Here is a 17,622-nt window from a genome sequence, read left to right as displayed (position 1 = left end):
AAAAACTTACTCTTTCCCCTTCTTCTTTTTCCCGGCCTGCTGTTCGTGCGGCAAAGGGGTATTGGTATTGCGGGGTTTGCTGCTGGGGGCGGAAGTGCTCAGTTCCCCGCGTTCATAAGTTTCACGTATCATACTCCCGTCTTCATCGTACACACGCCATTCTCCGTGCCTTACGGAGTGGCCTTTACGGGTTACTTCAGTAAGGGTTTCCTCTCCGCTTACAGGGTCTACTACGGTTACGGTATCTTTCTGGCCTTCCAGGTCTACGGCCAGCATCACACCGGTAGCGGCCAGCCGCCCGTCCGGGTAATAGTATTTGCACAGGCCGTCCAGTGCGCCGTTTTTAAAAGTCTCTTCGGCAATAACGTCTCCATTCACGTTGTATTTTTTCCAGATGCCTTCCTTACGGTCGTTCTTGTAGCTGCCTTCCCAGGAGTAACCGGGCTCTCCGCGTACAGACGGCACCTGTTCTACCCAGGGGCCCTGTTTGCGTTTTTTGGCGTCTATGCTGTTCATGCCGCTTTGAGCAGCGGCAGTAAGCACAACAAATGAGCAGAGAATCAATAAAATGAGTTGTTTCACAGGAATGATAGGATTTATTGGTATATCACAAGTTAAGCATTTTCCTTTACAAGAAGAGGCCCCGGACAATACCGGGGCCCCTGTTGTATTAATTCAGGTTGCAAGATTTTACTTTTTTAAAGTAATAGACGGAATCTTGGTTTCCCTGTTTCTTTCCACTTTTATATCCGTAATGGTAGTATCTCTATACCCGTTGCCGGCGTTCACGAACAGGCTGTAAGTGCCCGTTTTTAGGCCACGGATCTTGAATTCGCCATGGCGGCCCGGCAGCGCATACATGGAGTCTGCGCTGTTGTATACGGTGATCACTGACTGGGCGTCTGTGGGCAATACCTTGCCAGACACGGAGCCGGTAGATTTCAACGTCCACACATGTATGTAGGGGATCAGGATGAACTTGCCCCTGCTTACCTGTACTATAGAACGTTGTACGTCAAAGTCAAGCCAGAGCTGCAGGTTGTCTGGTGAGATCTCATCCCATTCGGAATGCCTTACCTTGATCATGATCTTCACCTGCCCGTTGATAGACTTGAGGGGGTAGCTGATGCTGTCTTTTACGAGGGAGTTGTTGGGGCCTACCGTGATGCGGATGCCCTTGATCTTGCCTTTGGCAATAACGCCTGCGGCCAGGCTGGTATCTACACCGTTGCGGAGCTGCAGCACGTCATATACACCAGGCCTGATGGCCAGAGAATCCCATACCTGGCAGTCTTTATCATCATCGTCATCCCTGTCACGGCCTCTCCTGTCTTCCCACCAGCCGCAACGGTCACGGTCATCCCAGCGGTCATCATCATCGTCATCATCAACATTCCGGGCGCAGGTATCTATGAGCACTTCTACTTTCTGAATGTCTATCAGCACCTGGTCAAAAACGCCAGGGCCGTCTGTAAGCATAATGCTTACACGTTGCTTCCCGTCGGGCACTTCACCCGGTTCAGCGGAGTTATTTTTGGTGCAAGCGTACAAGATGAGAGACAGGGTAGCCACGAGCATAACGGGCATTCCCCATTTGTGGAACACTTTTTTCATAAAGACTGGTTTTAGAGTTAATTACTCGTTTTTCAACTTATATGGAATAATCAGGTCAAGTGGTAAATAAACGTGAAGTCACGTTTGCTTATTGCACCAACGTGTTAGATGCAATTTTTTGGGGAAGGTTTAAACAGCTTTAAAAAAAATTTCACGCCCCCTTTTTGCCGGGCTTCCTGCTTTTGAAGATAGCGGCTCCGAGGGGCGGCAGCCGCAGTATGATGTCATAAGGTTTGCCAAAGCGGCCGGGCACGGGTTTGACAAGGCCGGTATTGACCACGCCACTGCCATAAAACCGCGCTTCGTCACTGTTCAGCACTTCCCTGAAGGCAAGGTTCCAGGGAATGCCAACGGGGTAGTCTTCCCTTGCCACGGGGGTCATATTAAGGACAACCAGTATCACCTCCCCTTCTTCCCCCTTGCGGGCATATACCATCACACTGTTATCCTGGTCTGCCAGGTGTACCCATTCAAAGCCGTTAATGTCAAACTGGGTCTTATACAGGGCCGGCTCGCCGGTGTACAGCTTGTTAATGGCTTTTACGAACTGCTGCAGGCCTTCATGGGTAGGGTGCTGGAGCAGGTGCCAGCCCAGCTCTCTCTTGTAGTTCCATTCTTTTGTATCTCCAAACTCCCCGCCCATGAACAGCAATTTGGTACCGGGGTGGGTGAACATGTAGGCATACAGCAGGCGGAGGTTGGCGAAACGCTGCCAGTCGTCTCCCGGCATTTTATAGATCAGCGGGCTTTTGCCGTGTACCACCTCATCATGGCTGAGGGGCAGCATAAAGTTCTCGCTGAAGGCGTACATGATGCTGAAAGTGATCTGGTTCTGGTACCATTTGCGGAAAAGGGGGTCTTTCTTGAAATAGTCAAGCGTATCGTTCATCCAGCCCATCATCCACTTCATACCAAAACCCAGCCCGCCCATGAATACGGGGCGGGATACACCGTAGAACGAGGTGGATTCTTCGGCAATGGTCTGCACGTCGGGGAAGCGGCTGTAAATGGTGCTGTTCATTTCCTTCAGGAAGGCAATGGCCTCCAGGTTCTCATTGCCGCCCTGGGCATTGGGTTCCCAGGCGCCGGCCTTCCGAGAATAATCCAGGTGTATCATGGAGGCTACGGCGTCTACCCGCAGCCCGTCTATATGGAATTTGTCCAGCCAGAACAGGGCATTGCTGAGCAGGAAAGACTTTACTTCATTGCGGGCATAGTTGAACACATAGCTGTTCCAATCAGGGTGGAAACCTTTGCGCATGTCTGCATACTCATAGCAGTGGGAACCGTCAAAGCGGTAAAGGCCATGGTCATCGTACGGGAAATGAGAAGGCACCCAGTCCAGTATCACGCCCAGGCCGGCATGGTGAAAAGCGTCTACCATGGCCATAAAGTCTTCCGCCGTGCCATACCGCGAGGTAGGCGCGTAAAAACCGGTCAGCTGGTAGCCCCAGGAGCCGTCAAACGGGTGTTCCATTACAGGCATCAGCTCCACGTGGGTGAAGCCCATTTCCTTGACGTATGGAACCAGCATGGCGGCTATTTCCCGGTATGAGTAAAACACCTCGTGGTTCTCAGGGTCTGGCCGGCGCCAGGAACCAAGGTGTACTTCGTACACGGAGAAAGGACTGGTAAGGCTGTTTTTGGCGGCGCGTTTCTTCATCCAGGCCCCGTCTTTCCACTTATAGTTAAGCTGGGTAGTGATGGAGGCGGTTTTAGGCCTTACCTCCCACTGGTTGGCAAAGGGGTCTCCCTTGCGCAATTCTTCACCGGAATTGGAGCGGATGAAGTACTTATATAACTGCTGGTCTTTGAGATGCGGAATAAAACCTTCCCATATGCCGGACTTGTCCCAGCGGGGGTACAGGGTGTGGCTGTAGCTGTTCCAGCCGTTAAAATCGCCTATAACAGACACAAAAGCGGCATTGGGCGCCCATACGGCAAAATAGGTACCGGCTACCCCTTCGTAGGTGAGCGCATGGGAACCGAATTTTTCATACAGGCGGTCATGCGTACCTTCCTGGAACAGCTGAACGTCCCGGGCGGAGAACAGGGAAAACGGCTCTACGGTCTTTAACGTGCGGAAGGGCTCTTCATCCTGTGGAATGTTGCTTTTGTTCAGGTTACGGGCTTTGCTCATACGGGTGGCCTGCTGGTTTTTTTTCAAGATAAAAAAAATAACCCGCAAACTTCCGCCTGCGGGTTAAAATAAATATCTGTGTGGCTGTTTTTAGCGTTTGCCACGGAAGCCGCCGCCGGGCCTGGAGAACTCGCGGCGCGGACGGAAACCACCGTCTTCGCTGCCCTGCCAGGTTTTGCGGGGGCGGTCTCCATAGGAGGAGCGGTAACCACCGCCGCCTGAGCGGCGCTTGTCTCCATCCTGGGAGGTTTCTATCCTTACAGAGCGACCGTTGTACTCTACCTTTTTAAAGGAGTTCTGTACTTTTTCCACCACGTCGTTCTCTACTTCAAAGAAGGAGTATACCCCTTTGAGGTCAATACGGCCAATCATGTTGCCACGGAGGCCGGTATTGTCGCAAATGAAACGGAGCATGTCCCCGCGGGTGAAGTTATCTACAGAGCCCAGGTTGATGAACAGGCGGCTGAACTTGCCATTACGGGAAGAGCGGCCGAAATCTTCACTGCCGCGGCGTTCTTCTTTCACGTTCAGGTCAGGCGCATCCTGGTAATATTCCAGGAATTCGTTGAATTCCAGGGAAGCAAAGCGGCGGATCAGCTCTTCCTTGCTCAGGTCTGCAAATTCTTCGTATATGCGTGTGAGATAAGGATCTATCTGTTCTTCGTTCACCACTACGTTATGCACCCTGTGCACGAGGGCAAAGAGTTGTTTTTCACATACGGCAAACCCGTCCGGCACTTCGGCCTTTACAAATTTCTTGCCGCCAAGCACACGTTCTATCTGGCGGATCTTGCCAATGTCCCGGCCGCCGATGATGGCGATAGACACACCGGAGCGGCCTGCCCGGGCGGTACGGCCGGAGCGGTGGGTGTAGTTCTCTACATCGTCAGGCAGGTCGTAGTTGATCACGTGGGTCACATTGTCCACGTCAATACCGCGGGCGGCCACGTCTGTAGCTACCAGCACCTGTATAGACTTTTCGCGGAAGCGTTTCATCACCTTGTCACGCTGCTGCTGGGTGAGGTCACCGTGCAGGGCGTCTGCGTTGTACCCGTCCTTGATCAGGTTTTCCGCGATCTCCTGGCTTTCAATTTTGGTACGGGTGAATATGATGCCGAAAATATCCGGGTTATAGTCTACAATGCGTTTCAGCGCGGCGTACTTGTCACGCGGGCGGACCACGTAGTACTCGTGCTCAATGTTGGCGTTGCCGCTATTTTTGCTGCCTACGGTCAGCTCAAACGGATCGTCCATGTACTTCTGGGCAATACGGCGTACTTCGGCGGGCATGGTGGCGGAAAACAGCCAGGTGGTCTTTTCTTCCGGGGTGTTGGAGAGAATGCTGTTGATGTCTTCCTGGAAGCCCATGTTCAGCATTTCGTCCGCTTCGTCCAGCACAGCATAGCGTACTTTTTCGAAGTTGATGGCGCCGCGCTCGATGATGTCAAGCAGGCGGCCCGGGGTAGCCACTACAATGTGCACGCCCCTTTTCAGCTCGCGCAGCTGCAGGCCTATGGCGGTACCGCCGTATACTGCAACTATGCTTACATCGCCAAGATATTTGGAGAAATTCTTGAGGTCGTTGGTGATCTGGAGGCAAAGCTCGCGCGTGGGGCAAAGAATGAGTGCCTGGGGCTGGCGTACTTTTACGTCCAGCTGGTGCAGCAGGGGCAGGCCGAAGGCAGCGGTTTTACCGGTGCCGGTCTGTGCCAGGCCCACAAAATCCCTGTCTCCGCCAAGGAGCACGGGAATTGCTTTTTCCTGGATAGGCGTAGGGGAAACAAAGCCAAGGTCTGTAACACCTTTCAGCAGGTTTTCCTGCAGTCCTAATGATTCGAATGTTGTCATTTAATTTTTTTCGGTGGCCCGCTTGTTTTTTTAACAGGCCGGGTGATCAATTGCCGGTTGTTGTCTTACACCAGCTCTCCTTCCAAGTCATAGTCGAACGCCTTGGTTATTTTAACCTGTACAAAATCGCCGGGTTTCAACTTCCTGTCTGTGTTAATGATCACCTCATTATCCACCTCCACCGAATCGAACTCCGTACGGCCCAGGTAACGGCCGGATTCTTTTTTATCTACGATTACTTTAAATACCTTTCCAACTTTTTCCTGGTTCTTTTCCAGGGAAATTTCCTGTTGCGTTTCCATGATGTCTTGCGCGCGCCTTTCCTTTTCTTCCGCGGGGATGTTGTCTTCCAGCGCGTAGGCGGAAGTATTTTCCTCATGGCTGTAGGTAAACACGCCTACCCTGTCAAACCGCACTTCTTCCAGGAAACGCTTCACGTCTTCCACATCTTCTTCCGTTTCTCCGGGGAAGCCGGCTATGAGCGTGGTGCGGAGGCAGATGCCGGGCACCTTTTCCCGGATGGTCTGGATGAGGTCAAATATCTCCTTGCGGGTGATCTGGCGTTTCATGGCCTTGAGCATGGGGTCTGCAATATGTTGCAGCGGCATGTCAAGATACTTGCAGATGTTATCCCTTTCCCGTATTACGTCCAGTATTTCCAGGGGAAACCTGGTGGGATATGCGTAGTGCAGGCGGATCCATTCCAGCCCTTTTACGTCTGCCAGGGCGTGGAGCAGGTCTGAGAGGCGGCGCTGTTTGTACAGGTCAAGACCGTAATAGGTCAGTTCCTGCGCAATCAGCATGATTTCCTTTACACCGCTCTTCACCAGCTTTTCCGCTTCCGCTACCAGTTGTTCAATGGGTTTGGACACGTGCTGCCCGCGCATCAGGGGGATGGCGCAAAAAGCGCAGGTACGGTTGCAGCCTTCCGATATTTTGAGGTAGGCATAGTGCGAAGGGGTGCTTAACAACCGCTCCCCCACCAGTTCCGCCTTGTAGTCCGCATCAAATTTTTTGAGGATAAGGGGCAGTTCCATGGTACCGAACCAGGCGTCCACGCCGGGTATCTCTTTCTCCAGGTCTCCACGGTAGCGCTCGCTCAGGCAACCGGTTACAAACACTTTATCAAGCCGGCCCCGGTTCTTCAGCTCCACCTGGTCAAGAATGGTGTTGATGGATTCTTCCTTGGCCTTGTCAATAAACCCGCAGGTATTCACTACCACAATGTTATGGTCCCGTTTGGCATTTTCGTGCACCACGTCAATGTCGTTGGCTTTCAACTGACCGCTTAACACTTCGGAATCAACCATGTTCTTGGAACAACCCAGCGTAATAATATTAACCTTGTCCTTCTTTAAAGTTCTTGTCTTCAAATAGCAATATTTAAGTTGGTACCGGTTGCCCGATATTGCCACGAAGACGCGCAGACACGCTATGAATGTACAGCAGGCGGCTGTTTTTGAGTGACTATGAGTCTTTGTGGAGTCTCTTGAGAAGGTGCAAAGTTAGCAAATTATATTGAAAATATGTGTATTAACATATAATTAATCAAGCCTGCAGGCCATTGCCCGCTACCACCAGCTCCTTCATGGCCTTTTCCGCTCTCTGGCGGGCTACCTTGCGTTTGTAGTGGTACCACCATTCCGGGGCCATCTTGATCATGAGGTTGTTCATGCTGCGGAGGCCGGCAATGTGGTAGAGGCCGTTCAGCTTGCCGGCCAGGGTATGGTCAAGGGCGCGGAGGCTCATGGCAAAGCCGCCGTCCATATACTCCATATGATGCCAGTAGCCGCCGGGCATGAACATGGTATCTCCATGCTCCAGGATGGTGCTGTACCCTTTGGCGTACTGAAGCGCAGGGTAGTTGGTTTCGTCCAGCTGCTCTTTCCAGTTCACGAAATTGGCCGCGCTTTCTACCGTGAGGGGCATGCGGTAAATGAGGCGCGACTGGTTATTTTCCAGCAGCAACACCCTTTTGCGGCCCAGAAACTGGGTGTGGAAAATGTGGCTCAGGTCAATATCGTAGTGCATATGCGCCACGGAGCCGGCCCCGCCCACAAACAGCATGGGGTATTTTTTCAGGAAACCTTTTGCCAGGAAATCAGGCCACGTAAAGTCATTGACCAGCTGGGGGGCGTGCTGAAAGATGTTGAAAAGGAAAATGCGTAGCTTGACCGGCCCCTGCTGTATCATGTCCAGGTAGTCTCCGAAGCTGATATAGTCATCTGCGCCGTTTACCAGGGTTTTGGCCCCTGCCCTTTCATTGTTGTAAACCCCAACTGTTTTGTCTCCTACAATGGATTTGAAGTAATCCCACGTCCATTTGTCATATGCAGGCCAGGCTTTAGACAATCCTGTGATGATCAAGGGTTTGCGTGGTTCGAAGTATTGTGTCCTGAAATCTTCTGCGGAAATATGCTCAACTCGATCTATGGATTGTATTTTCATAAAAACGAATTGTTTTCGGGTGAAACAATATTAAACTATATCAAATTTAAGGAATTGCCGCAATAGAAGTACAGGGTGCGTAAAAGGTTGATAAATAGTTAGGTACGGGGAGGTTTCTCGCAATGGTGACCAAGAGTTACAGCCATGAAAAAAGCCGGAAGTAAAACTCCCGGCCTTTTATACAGTATTATAACAATCAATTATTTAGGCTAAAAAGTGTATCTACAAACTCTTCCCTGTCAAACACCTGCAGATCTTCCATTTTTTCCCCTATGCCGATGTATTTCACCGGTATTTTGAACTGGTTGGCAATGGCCAGCACTACCCCGCCTTTTGCAGTACCATCCAGCTTGGTAATGGCCAGGGAGGTTACTTCGGTAGCGGCAGTGAACTGTTTGGCCTGTTCCAGGGCATTCTGGCCCGTGGAGCCATCCAATACCAGCAATACCTCATGCGGCGCGTCAGGGATCACCTTGTTCATCACCCTTTTGATCTTGCTGAGCTCATCCATCAGGTGGAGTTTGTTATGCAGGCGGCCGGCGGTGTCGATAATGATGACGTCCGTTTCCCGGGCCACGCCGCTTTGCACGGTGTCAAAGGCAACGGCGGCCGGGTCTGAGCCCATTTGCTGCTTTACGATGGGTACGCCTACCCTCTCGCTCCAGATGGTAAGCTGATCTACCGCTGCGGCACGAAAGGTATCTGCGGCGCCCAGCAGTACAGATTTGCCGGCTTTCTTGAAGTTATAGGCCAGCTTGCCGATAGTGGTGGTTTTACCTACCCCGTTTACGCCTACCACCATGATCACATAAGGCTTTTTACCGGCGGGCACGTCAAAATCACGGAAGCCGCTATCTGGCGCATCTACGAGAATAGCTGCCACTTCTTCTTGCAGTATTCTGTTCAATTCACTGGTGTTCAAGTATTTATCTCTCGCTACGCGTTCTTCTATTTTATTGATGATACGAACGGTAGTATCTACCCCAACATCTGCAGATACCAGCGCTTCTTCCAGGTTATCCAGCACTTCAGCGTCTACGGTAGATTTGCCGGCAATAGCGCGGCCAATTTTGGAGAGGAAACTTTCTTTTGTTTTCTGCAGGCCCTGGTCCAGACTTTCCTTCTTTTCCCGGGAGAAGAGCTTATTGAAAAAACCCATACAAAGTCAATTACGGTGTTAATACATCTCCGGAGGCGGTTAACTGCCTGTTTTCCGAAGCAGGGTACAAATGTAGCTTTATTCACGATGTGATGTATAAAAATATTCCTGCAAGAGGTTGTAAGGCGTGCCTGTGCTGGTATGCCGCCCTGCCCGGCAGCGTGTTGCTACGCCTGACTGGGCAACAGTATCGTAATCAGGTAGCGGCAGTTAGTACCAGGCAGGTACCTGGTACATTCCAAGTACGTTTCAAGTACGTATGAAGTACCCCTATATATGGGGGTACTTCATACGTACTTGGAAGGTACTTGAAACGTACTTGGAACGTACTTGGAATACCTGGGCGCCACATTACCGGGCAACGACTGCCCATAACCCGGCCTACTAGGTCTTGTCCTGATATAGGTTTACACGGTTAGTTAGAAAATACTGATATTGGTTTACAAGGCTCAAAACTAATCCTGATCCGGGTTTACAGGCTAATTCCCGGTCTTGACGCGGTCAACAAAGTCTTGGGCGAGCTTTCTCTATTTCTTGCGATAGCGGCCTTGCGTGCCTTTACAGTTGCCCCAAAACACAAAAAGCCGTCCGCGGGAGCGAACAGCTTTATTGCAGTATGATTAGTAAAGCCGAATTACTTCTGGTTAATGTACTCCTGAACTTTGTCTTTGTGTACGATAGCTTCTTTAAAAGTATACGCACCGCTTTTCGGAGAACGTACCGCTTTGATCACCTTGGTCCACACTTTTGCTTCGGCAGCAGCCTTTGCATCTTTCTTGATCGCGGTTTTTGCTTGTTTTGCCATTGGTATAAAAGTTAATCGTTAATTGTAAAGTGTCAATCATTCAGAGCTAATCGTATGAAACCCGAAACGATTAACTGCTCAGCAATTAACTGACCTTATTTGATTTCTTTGTGTACAGTCACCTTTCTCAGGATAGGATTGTACTTTTTCAACTCCAGGCGCTCCGGAGTGTTCTTTTTGTTTTTGGTGCTGATGTAGCGGGAAGTACCCGGCTGGCCGGAGGTTTTATGCTCCGTACATTCCAGAATCACCTGCACCCTGTTACCTTTCTTTGCCATTGTTTATTCGGATTAAGTTGGTCCTCAATTAGATGTCTTTGTTACCTTCTGCGCGGAGCTCTTTTACTACGGCATACAGGCCACGTTTGTTAATGGTTCTCAGACCATCAGCAGACACTTTTAAAGTGATCCAACGATCTTCTTCTGCCAAAAAGAAACGCTTGGTTTGCAGATTGGGCAGAAACCTCCTTTTCGTCTTGATGTTCGAAAAAGATACATGATGACCTGTAATTGGTTTTTTCCCTGTCACCTGACATACTCTTGCCATGTTCTAAAAATTTTGGACTGCAAAAGTCGCACTATTTTATGGAAATATCAAATTATGTGAATTGTTTTTATTCACATAATTAGAGACTGTCTAATTTTGTGAACACCTGCGCGACTTACAGCAGTACGCCAAGGCTCTTGACAACCGCGCCCAGCCTCACTGCATCCAGGATGCGCTGTTGTTCCGTTCCGTGCTTCAGCAGCGCTTCTTCATGGGAGCTCACGCACATTTCGCAGCCGTTGAGGGCAGATACCACCAGGCTCAGCAGCTCGAAGAACTCCTTCCCTATCACCGGGTTGGCCATAATGCTCATACGGATGCCGGCCGGGGCGGTGGTGTAAAACTCCTTGCCTACAAAGTGGCGGAAGCGGTAGTACACGTTATTGGCGTTCATCAGCGAAGTGCAGCTCAGCACGTCGGCCACTTCCTTGTCTGTAGCACCGGCAGCCAGTGCCAGCTGCTCAAAACCTCCCTGCAGCGTGGGCAGTTTCTCGTTTACGGCCACGGCCAGGCCCAGCAGGTAGGCTTCCTTCTTGTTGAGGGTAGCGGCTTCCAGGGCATTGGTCACATTGATCTTCAGGTCTTTCAGGTAGCGGGCGTCCGTAGCAGCCAGCGCGGCCAGTTTTCCCGGCACGTCGGCACTGGGCATCCCTACCGCCTGCAGCAGTTGCTGGGCGGTCTCCTGTGTATTGGTAGCAAACATATTAGTCTTTTTAGATATTCAGTGATGATAAAAAGCGGAAGGGGCCGGTATAGCCCCTTCCGCCAGTCAATTAAGCGTTCAGGGTTGCTTCGCCTTTCTGCCAGTTGCAGGGGCACAGCTCGTCTGTTTGCAGGGCGTCCAGCACACGGATCACTTCTTTCACGTTACGGCCTACAGAGAGGTCGTATACGGAAGTCCACCGTACAATACCCTGGGGGTCTACTACAAAAGTGGCGCGGTAAGCGATCTTTTCATCTGCCTGCAGGATACCCAGTTCTTCCGCCAGGCTTTTGGAAGTGTCTGCCAGCATGGGGAACTGAAGGCCGCGGAGATCTTCATGATCTTTCCTCCAGGCCAGGTGCACAAACTCGGAGTCTGTAGAAGCGCCGATCAGGATAGCGTCACGGTCAGCAAAATCCTGGTAGTGCTTGTTAAATTCAGCAATTTCGGTAGGACAAACAAACGTAAAATCCTTAGGCCACCAGAACATTACCATCCATTTACCGGAGTTTTTGATCTCTTCGGAAGAGATCTCGTAAAACTCTTTCCCTTTTTCGATTGAAACAACTGCCTTTTTTGCGAACTCAGGGAATTGAGACCCTACGGATACAACTGCATTTTTCATGATTCTATTTCTGTTTTATTGTTTGAATGCTAAGCTATTTAGTAAAGCCGCCGCAAAGGTCACTATCAAATTCCTATAAATCAAATAGATTTCGCCCTACCATATATCGACTTTATCTATACTGTTTGCAAATTCAATAGACACCATTCCCGGCAAACCCGCTACCAGCCTGAACCTCCCTATTTTACTGGCATTCCGGCCGCTAAAACACACAATTTTTTAACGATTTCCCGTAACCTTTTGGCACGTTATTTAGTTATATATGTAGCAAGAATTAAAAAGACTGGATATGAAATTGAGAAATGTACTTTTAGTGATCCTTACGGTTGGCCTTGCTTTGATTCCGTTTATCAAAAACAGCATCAACAAACAAGATGAATTTGATGCAACGCAGGATTTATTCATCTAGTTTCGGCAGGTCATGAGGCAGCTAAAGGCCTTTGACCGCAGCGGGTTCCATTGTACCGTATCTGAAAAAAATGTTCTCGTGCAGAACACGTGGAACTGTTTTGCTGCCACTGGCATCCTGGCGCAGTGAGCATCAGAAAGGCATCCTGCCCCCTTTTCCGGGGTTTTACATAAAAAAGCGGGTTGAAACATTGACGTTCAACCCGCTTTATTTTTTTGCTATGCGGATGCCCGGTGATAACTGCGCGCACTAACAGCCCGGTGTCAGGCTGAAGCCAGCTGCAGCATTCACGGCAGTACTATCAGGTGTTTTCGTTGATAAAGTCTTTCAGGCTCCTCACCCCTATCATTTTAGCGGATGTATACCCCTCTGCATGGGCCACACCTACCATTTTGCCAAGCATTTTAGACCGGTACAGCACGCTGTCAAAAAACTCCGGGGAGGAGATGTACGTCTGCGGCTCATTGTCTTTCTGGGCCAGGAACTGGGTTTTAAAACACTTGATGGCCTCTATTTTCTTGTCAATAACGGGACTGATGTCTACCACAAAATCCGGCTCATGGTACCGGTCTTGCAGGAAGTGGAACACCTGCTTGGGGCGCCAGGCCTGCTGCGGCTGGCCATCGTCTCCTGTGGTCTCTATTTTGCGGAGGCCGGCCAGGAAGCAGCTGTCTGCTATCAGTTTGGCGGCGCGGCCATGGTCAGGGTGGCGGTCGTCTACCGCGTTGGCCAGCACAATTTCAGGCTTGAACTTGCGGATGGCGCGGACCACGGCCAGCTGGTCTTCCCGGGTGTTCTGAAAAAAACCGTCTGCCAGCCCCAGGTTCTCCCGTACATCCAGGCCCATGAGCTTGCAGGCGTCTGCGGCCTCCAGCAGGCGGCCTTCAGGAGTGCCGCGGGTGCCCAGCTCACCGCGGGTGAGGTCTACGATCCCTACTTTCATTCCCTGCAGCGCGTGCACCATGAGGGTGCCGGCGCAAGACAGTTCTACATCGTCCGGATGGGCGGCTATTGCCAGTATGTCCAGTTTCATTCTTTCATAAATTTAGCGGGGCAAAGTTCGGGGTTATGGGGGGATGTTCCAAATTGGAGGGGCAACATCTAATTAAACCGGTGATACAACTGTATCTCCTGCACGATCATCTCAATATCCCTGTCGTCCTGCGTGTTGAACTCGCTCTTGAGGTTGCCGCCGAAGAAGAAGGCCACCGTCTGGTATACCCGCGCATTGAAGCCGCCTTTCAGCTCCTTGATGATCTCGTAGCAGTTTTCGCCGGTTTCCCGGTGTATCAGCTTCATGAGCACCTTGCCCTGGTATACGGAGAGGTTTTCCAGCTTGTTGCCGAACTGCTCTTTCAGCTCTTTTTCCTTGGAGGCGAGGTAAGCTTTACGCTGTTTCTTGTTGGGCATTTTGTTCAGCTCAACGCTCACGTCTTTCAGCACCCGGCTGGCGGTAACGGCGTAGGGATAGGTAACGTAGACGGCATTGCGCAGCCTCGTCCACCGGGCGCGCTCCTTGCGCAGGCGTTTGGGCAGCCTGTCTACCACTTCTACAATAGCGAGGGTAATGGAGGGAATGGTGTCTGTTCCGACTACAACTGCCCGCACCGCCACAGAGTCTGCACCTCTCCGCTGCTGGGCGGAGGCAGTGAACTGGAGGCATAGCGTACAAAAAACGGCAATTGTCAGGAAGCGGCACATACAATTTCGAATGAAACCAAGATACGAATTAGTTCTGATTCGCGGAGATTTCCTTCCACCAGCGGCTGATAGCGGCACTTACGGCCGGCACATCGGCTGATGTAATGCTGGAACCTATTACATGCGCGCCGGCGTTGGGAATGGCTACGGCGCGCTTCAGGGCGGCGGGCGTACCCAGGTGCTGATGCATGTCCAGGATGGCTGATACTTTCACCGTATGGTCTTGCTCCTGCTCATTCTTATAATAATACAGGTTCAGCACCGGCTGGTGCACCCTACGGAACAGCTCCGGCGTCATGGTATGAGACACCAGGTTCTCCAGCTCCACAACGGCCTCCAGGCGGTATTTCGTATACCAGTACTTTGATTTTTCAGGGTTTTCGGGCTTGTATTCGTTGTATTTGCTGCCTTTTACCAGTCGCGCCAGGTAAATGCCCCAGGGCTCGTCCAGCAGCCCTATCATAGCCTCATTGATGGCAATATTGGGAGAAAGGTTGATCACGGCGGCTACATCGTCAGGGAATTCCGCGGCCAGCAGCAATGCCAGCGTGCCGCCGGTAGAGGTGCCTACCAGTATCACCTTGTGCCCCAGCTTTTTACCGATGGCCAGGGCTTCTTTTGCATCCTGCCAGAGGCCGGCGGAGGTCATGTTCAGCAATGGTTCCGAAGTATCCAGCCCATGGCCGTTGAGCCGGCTGAGGTAGAGGTTGTAGCCGAACTGCCGGGCAAAATCGTGATGTACGGGGTCTCCCTCCTTTTCACTGGCGGAAAAACCGTGGAGGTATACTACGCTGTAAGGCGTTTTCTGGTGCAGGGAATCCGCCCAGCAAATGCGGGCCTCATTATGCGGCCGGGTGCGGAAACCGGCCTCTTTCCGTTTCACATACCCCTCCAGCGCAATAGACCCTTCCGGCACCGGCGGCAGCGAGCCTCCCAGTACGGGCGGGGCCGGTTTGGGGCCCAGGAAGTACAGGATGCCGAACAGCACCAGAACGAGTAATATTATACGGAGGATACGGCGCATCGGGGCGTTATTTACCTGCAATATAACAAAAGGGCAGCCTGTTGCGGCTGCCCTCCCCATATTATTTTTATTTTATCTATCTTCTGATGCGCTGGCGGATGCTCATCACAAACCCCACTATCATCACCAGGATGCCTATCCACAACACGTTAATGAAGGGGAACACCAGGGCTTTCATCACCACGTAGTCCATCGGCGCCTGTGTTTCTTTCACTTCTATCTGCACCTTGTTCTCGTTGGGCAGTATTTTGGTGAACCGCACGGCCAGGGAAAGCGGGCTGATGGAGTCTGGTATATTGCTCTGGAAGCTGCTGTCACGGATGAAGTAGACGGGCTGCAGGTTAAAATCCCCGTTGCTTTTGGTGTGCACATAAATGTCCGCCCCTACGGCAATATCTCCCGGCTCAGGGTGATAATTCTTTTGCTGCGGGCCCGTTTTCAGGTTGTTCAGTACCATAAAGCCTTTGGAGAAATAAATGGTATCTCCCTGGGCAATGATGTGCTCCTTGTAGGGCGTACTGTCTGTCACCACGTCTTTCCGCGGTACGGCGGTAATGTAGGTGAAGATATCGCGGGTGAGGTAGTGTTTGGAATCGGGGTTGGGAGTGATGCCCTCCTGCCCTTTTACGTTCAGGAACGCATCTGGGTACAGGGTGAAGCGCTCTGTAGGCTCATCTTCCAGGCGGGCTTTCTTTTCATAGTCCATGATGAAAAGGGTTTTGGACTTGTCTGCCGCATCTACGGAATCTCCGCGGTAAGTCACAAAATAAGGTCCCATCTGCACAGGCAGCCCTTTGGGCAGCATCACGTTTTCCCTTGAGTTTTGCCCGCTTTCCTTGGTGAAATAACCGTTGAGCACGCCCATGCTGTCAATTGACAGTACTTCCATTTTGGAGGAAGAAATGAGAATGCCCAGCAGCGTAAGGCCAAAACCGATGTGGGCCACGGAAGCGCCGGCAGCTTTGGTTTTTCCTTTCAATACCAGGAAGATGTAACCAAAGTTGGCCACTATGGCGTATACGCTGGCAAACAGCATGAGGTAGATGGCCACCAGGAAGCCGGCGCCGTAATTGGTATAATAAATACGCCCGGCCCAGGCAATGAGCACGGTAATGCCCAGGGCTATCAGCGTGGGCCAGCCCAGCTTCTTCATTACGGTACCTTTGGGCGTGTCTTTATACTTCAGGTACTGCACCACGGCGGTAAGCGTAGCTACGATAATGGCCAGCCATATCTGGATCTGGTTGTAGTAGAACACGGGCTCTGTGGGCGGTGCAAAGTCTTCCAGGTTGAAGAGCTTTTTAAGGCCGAAGAAGTCCAGCAGCTTGTTCCAAACGGGAATGGAGGTGATGAAGGTGATCTGCAGGCCTGATACCAGCAGCACCAGCGCGCCTACGAACAGCCAGAACTCGCGGGAGTAGGTGCTTTCCTCCTTGACAATTTTCGGTATCTCCTTGTTCCGCTTGATGAGCAGCCAGAAGGAGGGAATGGAGAACAGACCCAGCAGCACCAGCAGCTGGCCGCTCATGCCCATGTCTGTAAAGGAGTGTACGGAAGTTTGGCCCAGTACGCCGCTCTTGGTCAGGAAGGTGGAGTACAGGATGAATACGAAAGAGATGATGAAAAAGAAAAAGGTGGAGCGCAGCGCATGCCCGGAGCTGCGGTAAGCCAGCAGGGTATGCACGCCGGCCACAAGGGTGAGCCAGGGCACCAGGGAGGCGTTCTCAACGGGGTCCCATGCCCAGTAGCCGCCGAACGTGAGCGATTCATACGCCCAGGCCGCGCCCATCATAATACCGGTACCCAGCATCATGGTGGCAAAAAGGGCCCAGGGCAGCGCGGGTTTCACCCATTCGCTGTAATTACGCGTCCACAGCCCGCCGATGGCGTAAGCAAAGGGCACAATCACGGAGGCAAAACCCAGGAACAGTACCGGCGGGTGAATTACCATCCAGTAGTTCTTCAGCAGCTCGTTGAGGCCGTTGCCGTCTACGAACTGTTTAAACTGCAGATAGTTGGGGTTCATGAACACGGGAGAGTCCGGCGCGTCTTGCCGCATCAGGATGAAGGGCGTTCTGCCCATCTGGTAGTCAAAGATGTAAATACCCAGCAGCATGGCGGCCAGGCAGGCCTGGGCAAAGGAGATCACGGTCAGCACCGGGCCTTCCCATTTTTTGGAGGTATAGATGAGGATGCAGCCCAGCACACTGTGCCAAACGCTCCAGAGCAGCGTGCTGCCCTCCTGCCCTTCCCAGAAGCAGCTCAGTAGGTATTTCACCTCCAGGTCTCGCGAAGAGTGCTGCCAGGCGTATTTGTATTCAAAAAGGTGATTGGAAATGATATAGTACAGGAAACCGAACACGGCAAACACAGAGGCTGTTTGCACAAAAAAGGCCCAGCGGGCCATTTTCAGCCAGGATGCCTTTTTAAGCGGGTCTTGCTGCCGTACACTGCTGAAATAAGACACGGTGGCCACCAGGGAAGCCACAAATGCCAGGATGGTAAAGAAATGCCCCAGTTGGCCGGGAAGTAAATGCTCCCCTACATATTTAATATTTTCCAAAGCTGTGATCCGTAAGTTGTTGTAGTTGTGAAAATGA

General features: G+C 51.5%; 16 protein-coding genes. All 16 read right to left on the bottom strand.

Annotation, left to right across the window (positions count from 1 at the left end; all coding sequences use genetic code 11):
* Window positions 1-6 precede the first annotated feature (6 nt).
* A complete protein-coding gene (locus tag ABDW36_RS19955) occupies window positions 7-582 on the bottom strand; it encodes a hypothetical protein (protein ID WP_343703683.1) in 576 nt (191 codons plus the stop codon).
* A 108-nt stretch (window positions 583-690) separates the two neighbouring features.
* Window positions 691-1,614 carry a DUF4382 domain-containing protein gene (locus tag ABDW36_RS19950; protein WP_343703682.1) on the bottom strand — a complete coding sequence of 308 codons (924 nt, stop codon included), beginning with the start codon at window positions 1,612-1,614 and terminating at the stop codon, window positions 691-693.
* A 151-nt stretch (window positions 1,615-1,765) separates the two neighbouring features.
* Window positions 1,766-3,754 (bottom strand): 1,4-alpha-glucan branching protein GlgB, encoded by a 1,989-nt coding sequence (gene glgB, locus ABDW36_RS19945; protein WP_343703681.1) that lies wholly within the window; start codon window positions 3,752-3,754, stop codon window positions 1,766-1,768.
* 90 nt (window positions 3,755-3,844) lie between these two features.
* A complete protein-coding gene (locus tag ABDW36_RS19940) occupies window positions 3,845-5,602 on the bottom strand; it encodes a DEAD/DEAH box helicase (protein ID WP_343703680.1) in 1,758 nt (585 codons plus the stop codon).
* Between the two features lie 65 nt (window positions 5,603-5,667).
* Window positions 5,668-6,975 carry a 30S ribosomal protein S12 methylthiotransferase RimO gene (gene rimO / locus ABDW36_RS19935; protein WP_343703679.1) on the bottom strand — a complete coding sequence of 436 codons (1,308 nt, stop codon included), beginning with the start codon at window positions 6,973-6,975 and terminating at the stop codon, window positions 5,668-5,670.
* Window positions 6,976-7,150: 175 nt separating this feature from the next.
* Window positions 7,151-8,050 (bottom strand): cupin-like domain-containing protein, encoded by a 900-nt coding sequence (locus tag ABDW36_RS19930; RefSeq protein WP_343703678.1) that lies wholly within the window; start codon window positions 8,048-8,050, stop codon window positions 7,151-7,153.
* Between the two features lie 196 nt (window positions 8,051-8,246).
* Entirely contained in the window at window positions 8,247-9,209 is a 963-nt protein-coding gene (gene ftsY / locus ABDW36_RS19925) for a signal recognition particle-docking protein FtsY (RefSeq protein ID WP_343703677.1), read from the bottom strand.
* A 634-nt stretch (window positions 9,210-9,843) separates the two neighbouring features.
* Window positions 9,844-10,014 (bottom strand): DUF4295 family protein, encoded by a 171-nt coding sequence (locus tag ABDW36_RS19920; RefSeq protein ID WP_343703676.1) that lies wholly within the window; start codon window positions 10,012-10,014, stop codon window positions 9,844-9,846.
* Window positions 10,015-10,109: 95 nt separating this feature from the next.
* Window positions 10,110-10,292, bottom strand: a complete 183-nt coding sequence (gene rpmG / locus ABDW36_RS19915; RefSeq protein WP_012790733.1) for a 50S ribosomal protein L33 — start codon at window positions 10,290-10,292, stop codon at window positions 10,110-10,112.
* A 28-nt stretch (window positions 10,293-10,320) separates the two neighbouring features.
* A complete protein-coding gene (gene rpmB / locus ABDW36_RS19910) occupies window positions 10,321-10,560 on the bottom strand; it encodes a 50S ribosomal protein L28 (RefSeq protein ID WP_119079658.1) in 240 nt (79 codons plus the stop codon).
* A 115-nt stretch (window positions 10,561-10,675) separates the two neighbouring features.
* On the bottom strand, window positions 10,676-11,263 hold the full coding sequence (locus ABDW36_RS19905) for a carboxymuconolactone decarboxylase family protein (RefSeq protein ID WP_343703675.1): 588 nt from the start codon (window positions 11,261-11,263) through the stop codon (window positions 10,676-10,678).
* Window positions 11,264-11,333: 70 nt separating this feature from the next.
* Window positions 11,334-11,888, bottom strand: a complete 555-nt coding sequence (locus ABDW36_RS19900; RefSeq protein WP_343703674.1) for a peroxiredoxin — start codon at window positions 11,886-11,888, stop codon at window positions 11,334-11,336.
* 710 nt (window positions 11,889-12,598) lie between these two features.
* On the bottom strand, window positions 12,599-13,330 hold the full coding sequence (gene bshB1 / locus ABDW36_RS19895; protein WP_343703673.1) for a bacillithiol biosynthesis deacetylase BshB1: 732 nt from the start codon (window positions 13,328-13,330) through the stop codon (window positions 12,599-12,601).
* Window positions 13,331-13,398: 68 nt separating this feature from the next.
* Window positions 13,399-13,998 carry a DUF4294 domain-containing protein gene (locus ABDW36_RS19890; protein WP_343703672.1) on the bottom strand — a complete coding sequence of 200 codons (600 nt, stop codon included), beginning with the start codon at window positions 13,996-13,998 and terminating at the stop codon, window positions 13,399-13,401.
* 28 nt (window positions 13,999-14,026) lie between these two features.
* Window positions 14,027-15,022 carry an alpha/beta hydrolase gene (locus ABDW36_RS19885; RefSeq protein ID WP_343703671.1) on the bottom strand — a complete coding sequence of 332 codons (996 nt, stop codon included), beginning with the start codon at window positions 15,020-15,022 and terminating at the stop codon, window positions 14,027-14,029.
* A 76-nt stretch (window positions 15,023-15,098) separates the two neighbouring features.
* Window positions 15,099-17,585, bottom strand: a complete 2,487-nt coding sequence (ccsA, locus tag ABDW36_RS19880) for a cytochrome c biogenesis protein CcsA (RefSeq protein WP_343703670.1) — start codon at window positions 17,583-17,585, stop codon at window positions 15,099-15,101.
* Window positions 17,586-17,622: the final 37 nt, after the last annotated feature.

The organism is Chitinophaga sp. (assembly GCF_039596455.1).
Lineage (GTDB): Bacteria > Bacteroidota > Bacteroidia > Chitinophagales > Chitinophagaceae > Chitinophaga.
The sequence above is the reverse complement of the archived record's forward strand: the minus strand, read 5'-3'. Positions and strand labels throughout refer to the sequence as shown.

What these genes read in the sequence shown, in the direction of transcription:
- rpmB (WP_119079658.1), bottom strand. Translation starts at nt 10,560, where the DNA reads ATGGCAAGAGTATGTCAGGTGACAGGGAAAAAACCAATTACAGGTCAT.
- ABDW36_RS19930 (WP_343703678.1), bottom strand. Translation starts at nt 8,050, where the DNA reads ATGAAAATACAATCCATAGATCGAGTTGAGCATATTTCCGCAGAAGAT.
- ABDW36_RS19920 (WP_343703676.1), bottom strand. Translation starts at nt 10,014, where the DNA reads ATGGCAAAACAAGCAAAAACCGCGATCAAGAAAGATGCAAAGGCTGCT.
- ABDW36_RS19885 (WP_343703671.1), bottom strand. Translation starts at nt 15,022, where the DNA reads ATGCGCCGTATCCTCCGTATAATATTACTCGTTCTGGTGCTGTTCGGC.
- ABDW36_RS19890 (WP_343703672.1), bottom strand. Translation starts at nt 13,998, where the DNA reads ATGTGCCGCTTCCTGACAATTGCCGTTTTTTGTACGCTATGCCTCCAG.
- ABDW36_RS19905 (WP_343703675.1), bottom strand. Translation starts at nt 11,263, where the DNA reads ATGTTTGCTACCAATACACAGGAGACCGCCCAGCAACTGCTGCAGGCG.
- rpmG (WP_012790733.1), bottom strand. Translation starts at nt 10,292, where the DNA reads ATGGCAAAGAAAGGTAACAGGGTGCAGGTGATTCTGGAATGTACGGAG.
- bshB1 (WP_343703673.1), bottom strand. Translation starts at nt 13,330, where the DNA reads ATGAAACTGGACATACTGGCAATAGCCGCCCATCCGGACGATGTAGAA.
- ABDW36_RS19950 (WP_343703682.1), bottom strand. Translation starts at nt 1,614, where the DNA reads ATGAAAAAAGTGTTCCACAAATGGGGAATGCCCGTTATGCTCGTGGCT.
- glgB (WP_343703681.1), bottom strand. Translation starts at nt 3,754, where the DNA reads ATGAGCAAAGCCCGTAACCTGAACAAAAGCAACATTCCACAGGATGAA.
- ABDW36_RS19940 (WP_343703680.1), bottom strand. Translation starts at nt 5,602, where the DNA reads ATGACAACATTCGAATCATTAGGACTGCAGGAAAACCTGCTGAAAGGT.
- ftsY (WP_343703677.1), bottom strand. Translation starts at nt 9,209, where the DNA reads ATGGGTTTTTTCAATAAGCTCTTCTCCCGGGAAAAGAAGGAAAGTCTG.
- ABDW36_RS19900 (WP_343703674.1), bottom strand. Translation starts at nt 11,888, where the DNA reads ATGAAAAATGCAGTTGTATCCGTAGGGTCTCAATTCCCTGAGTTCGCA.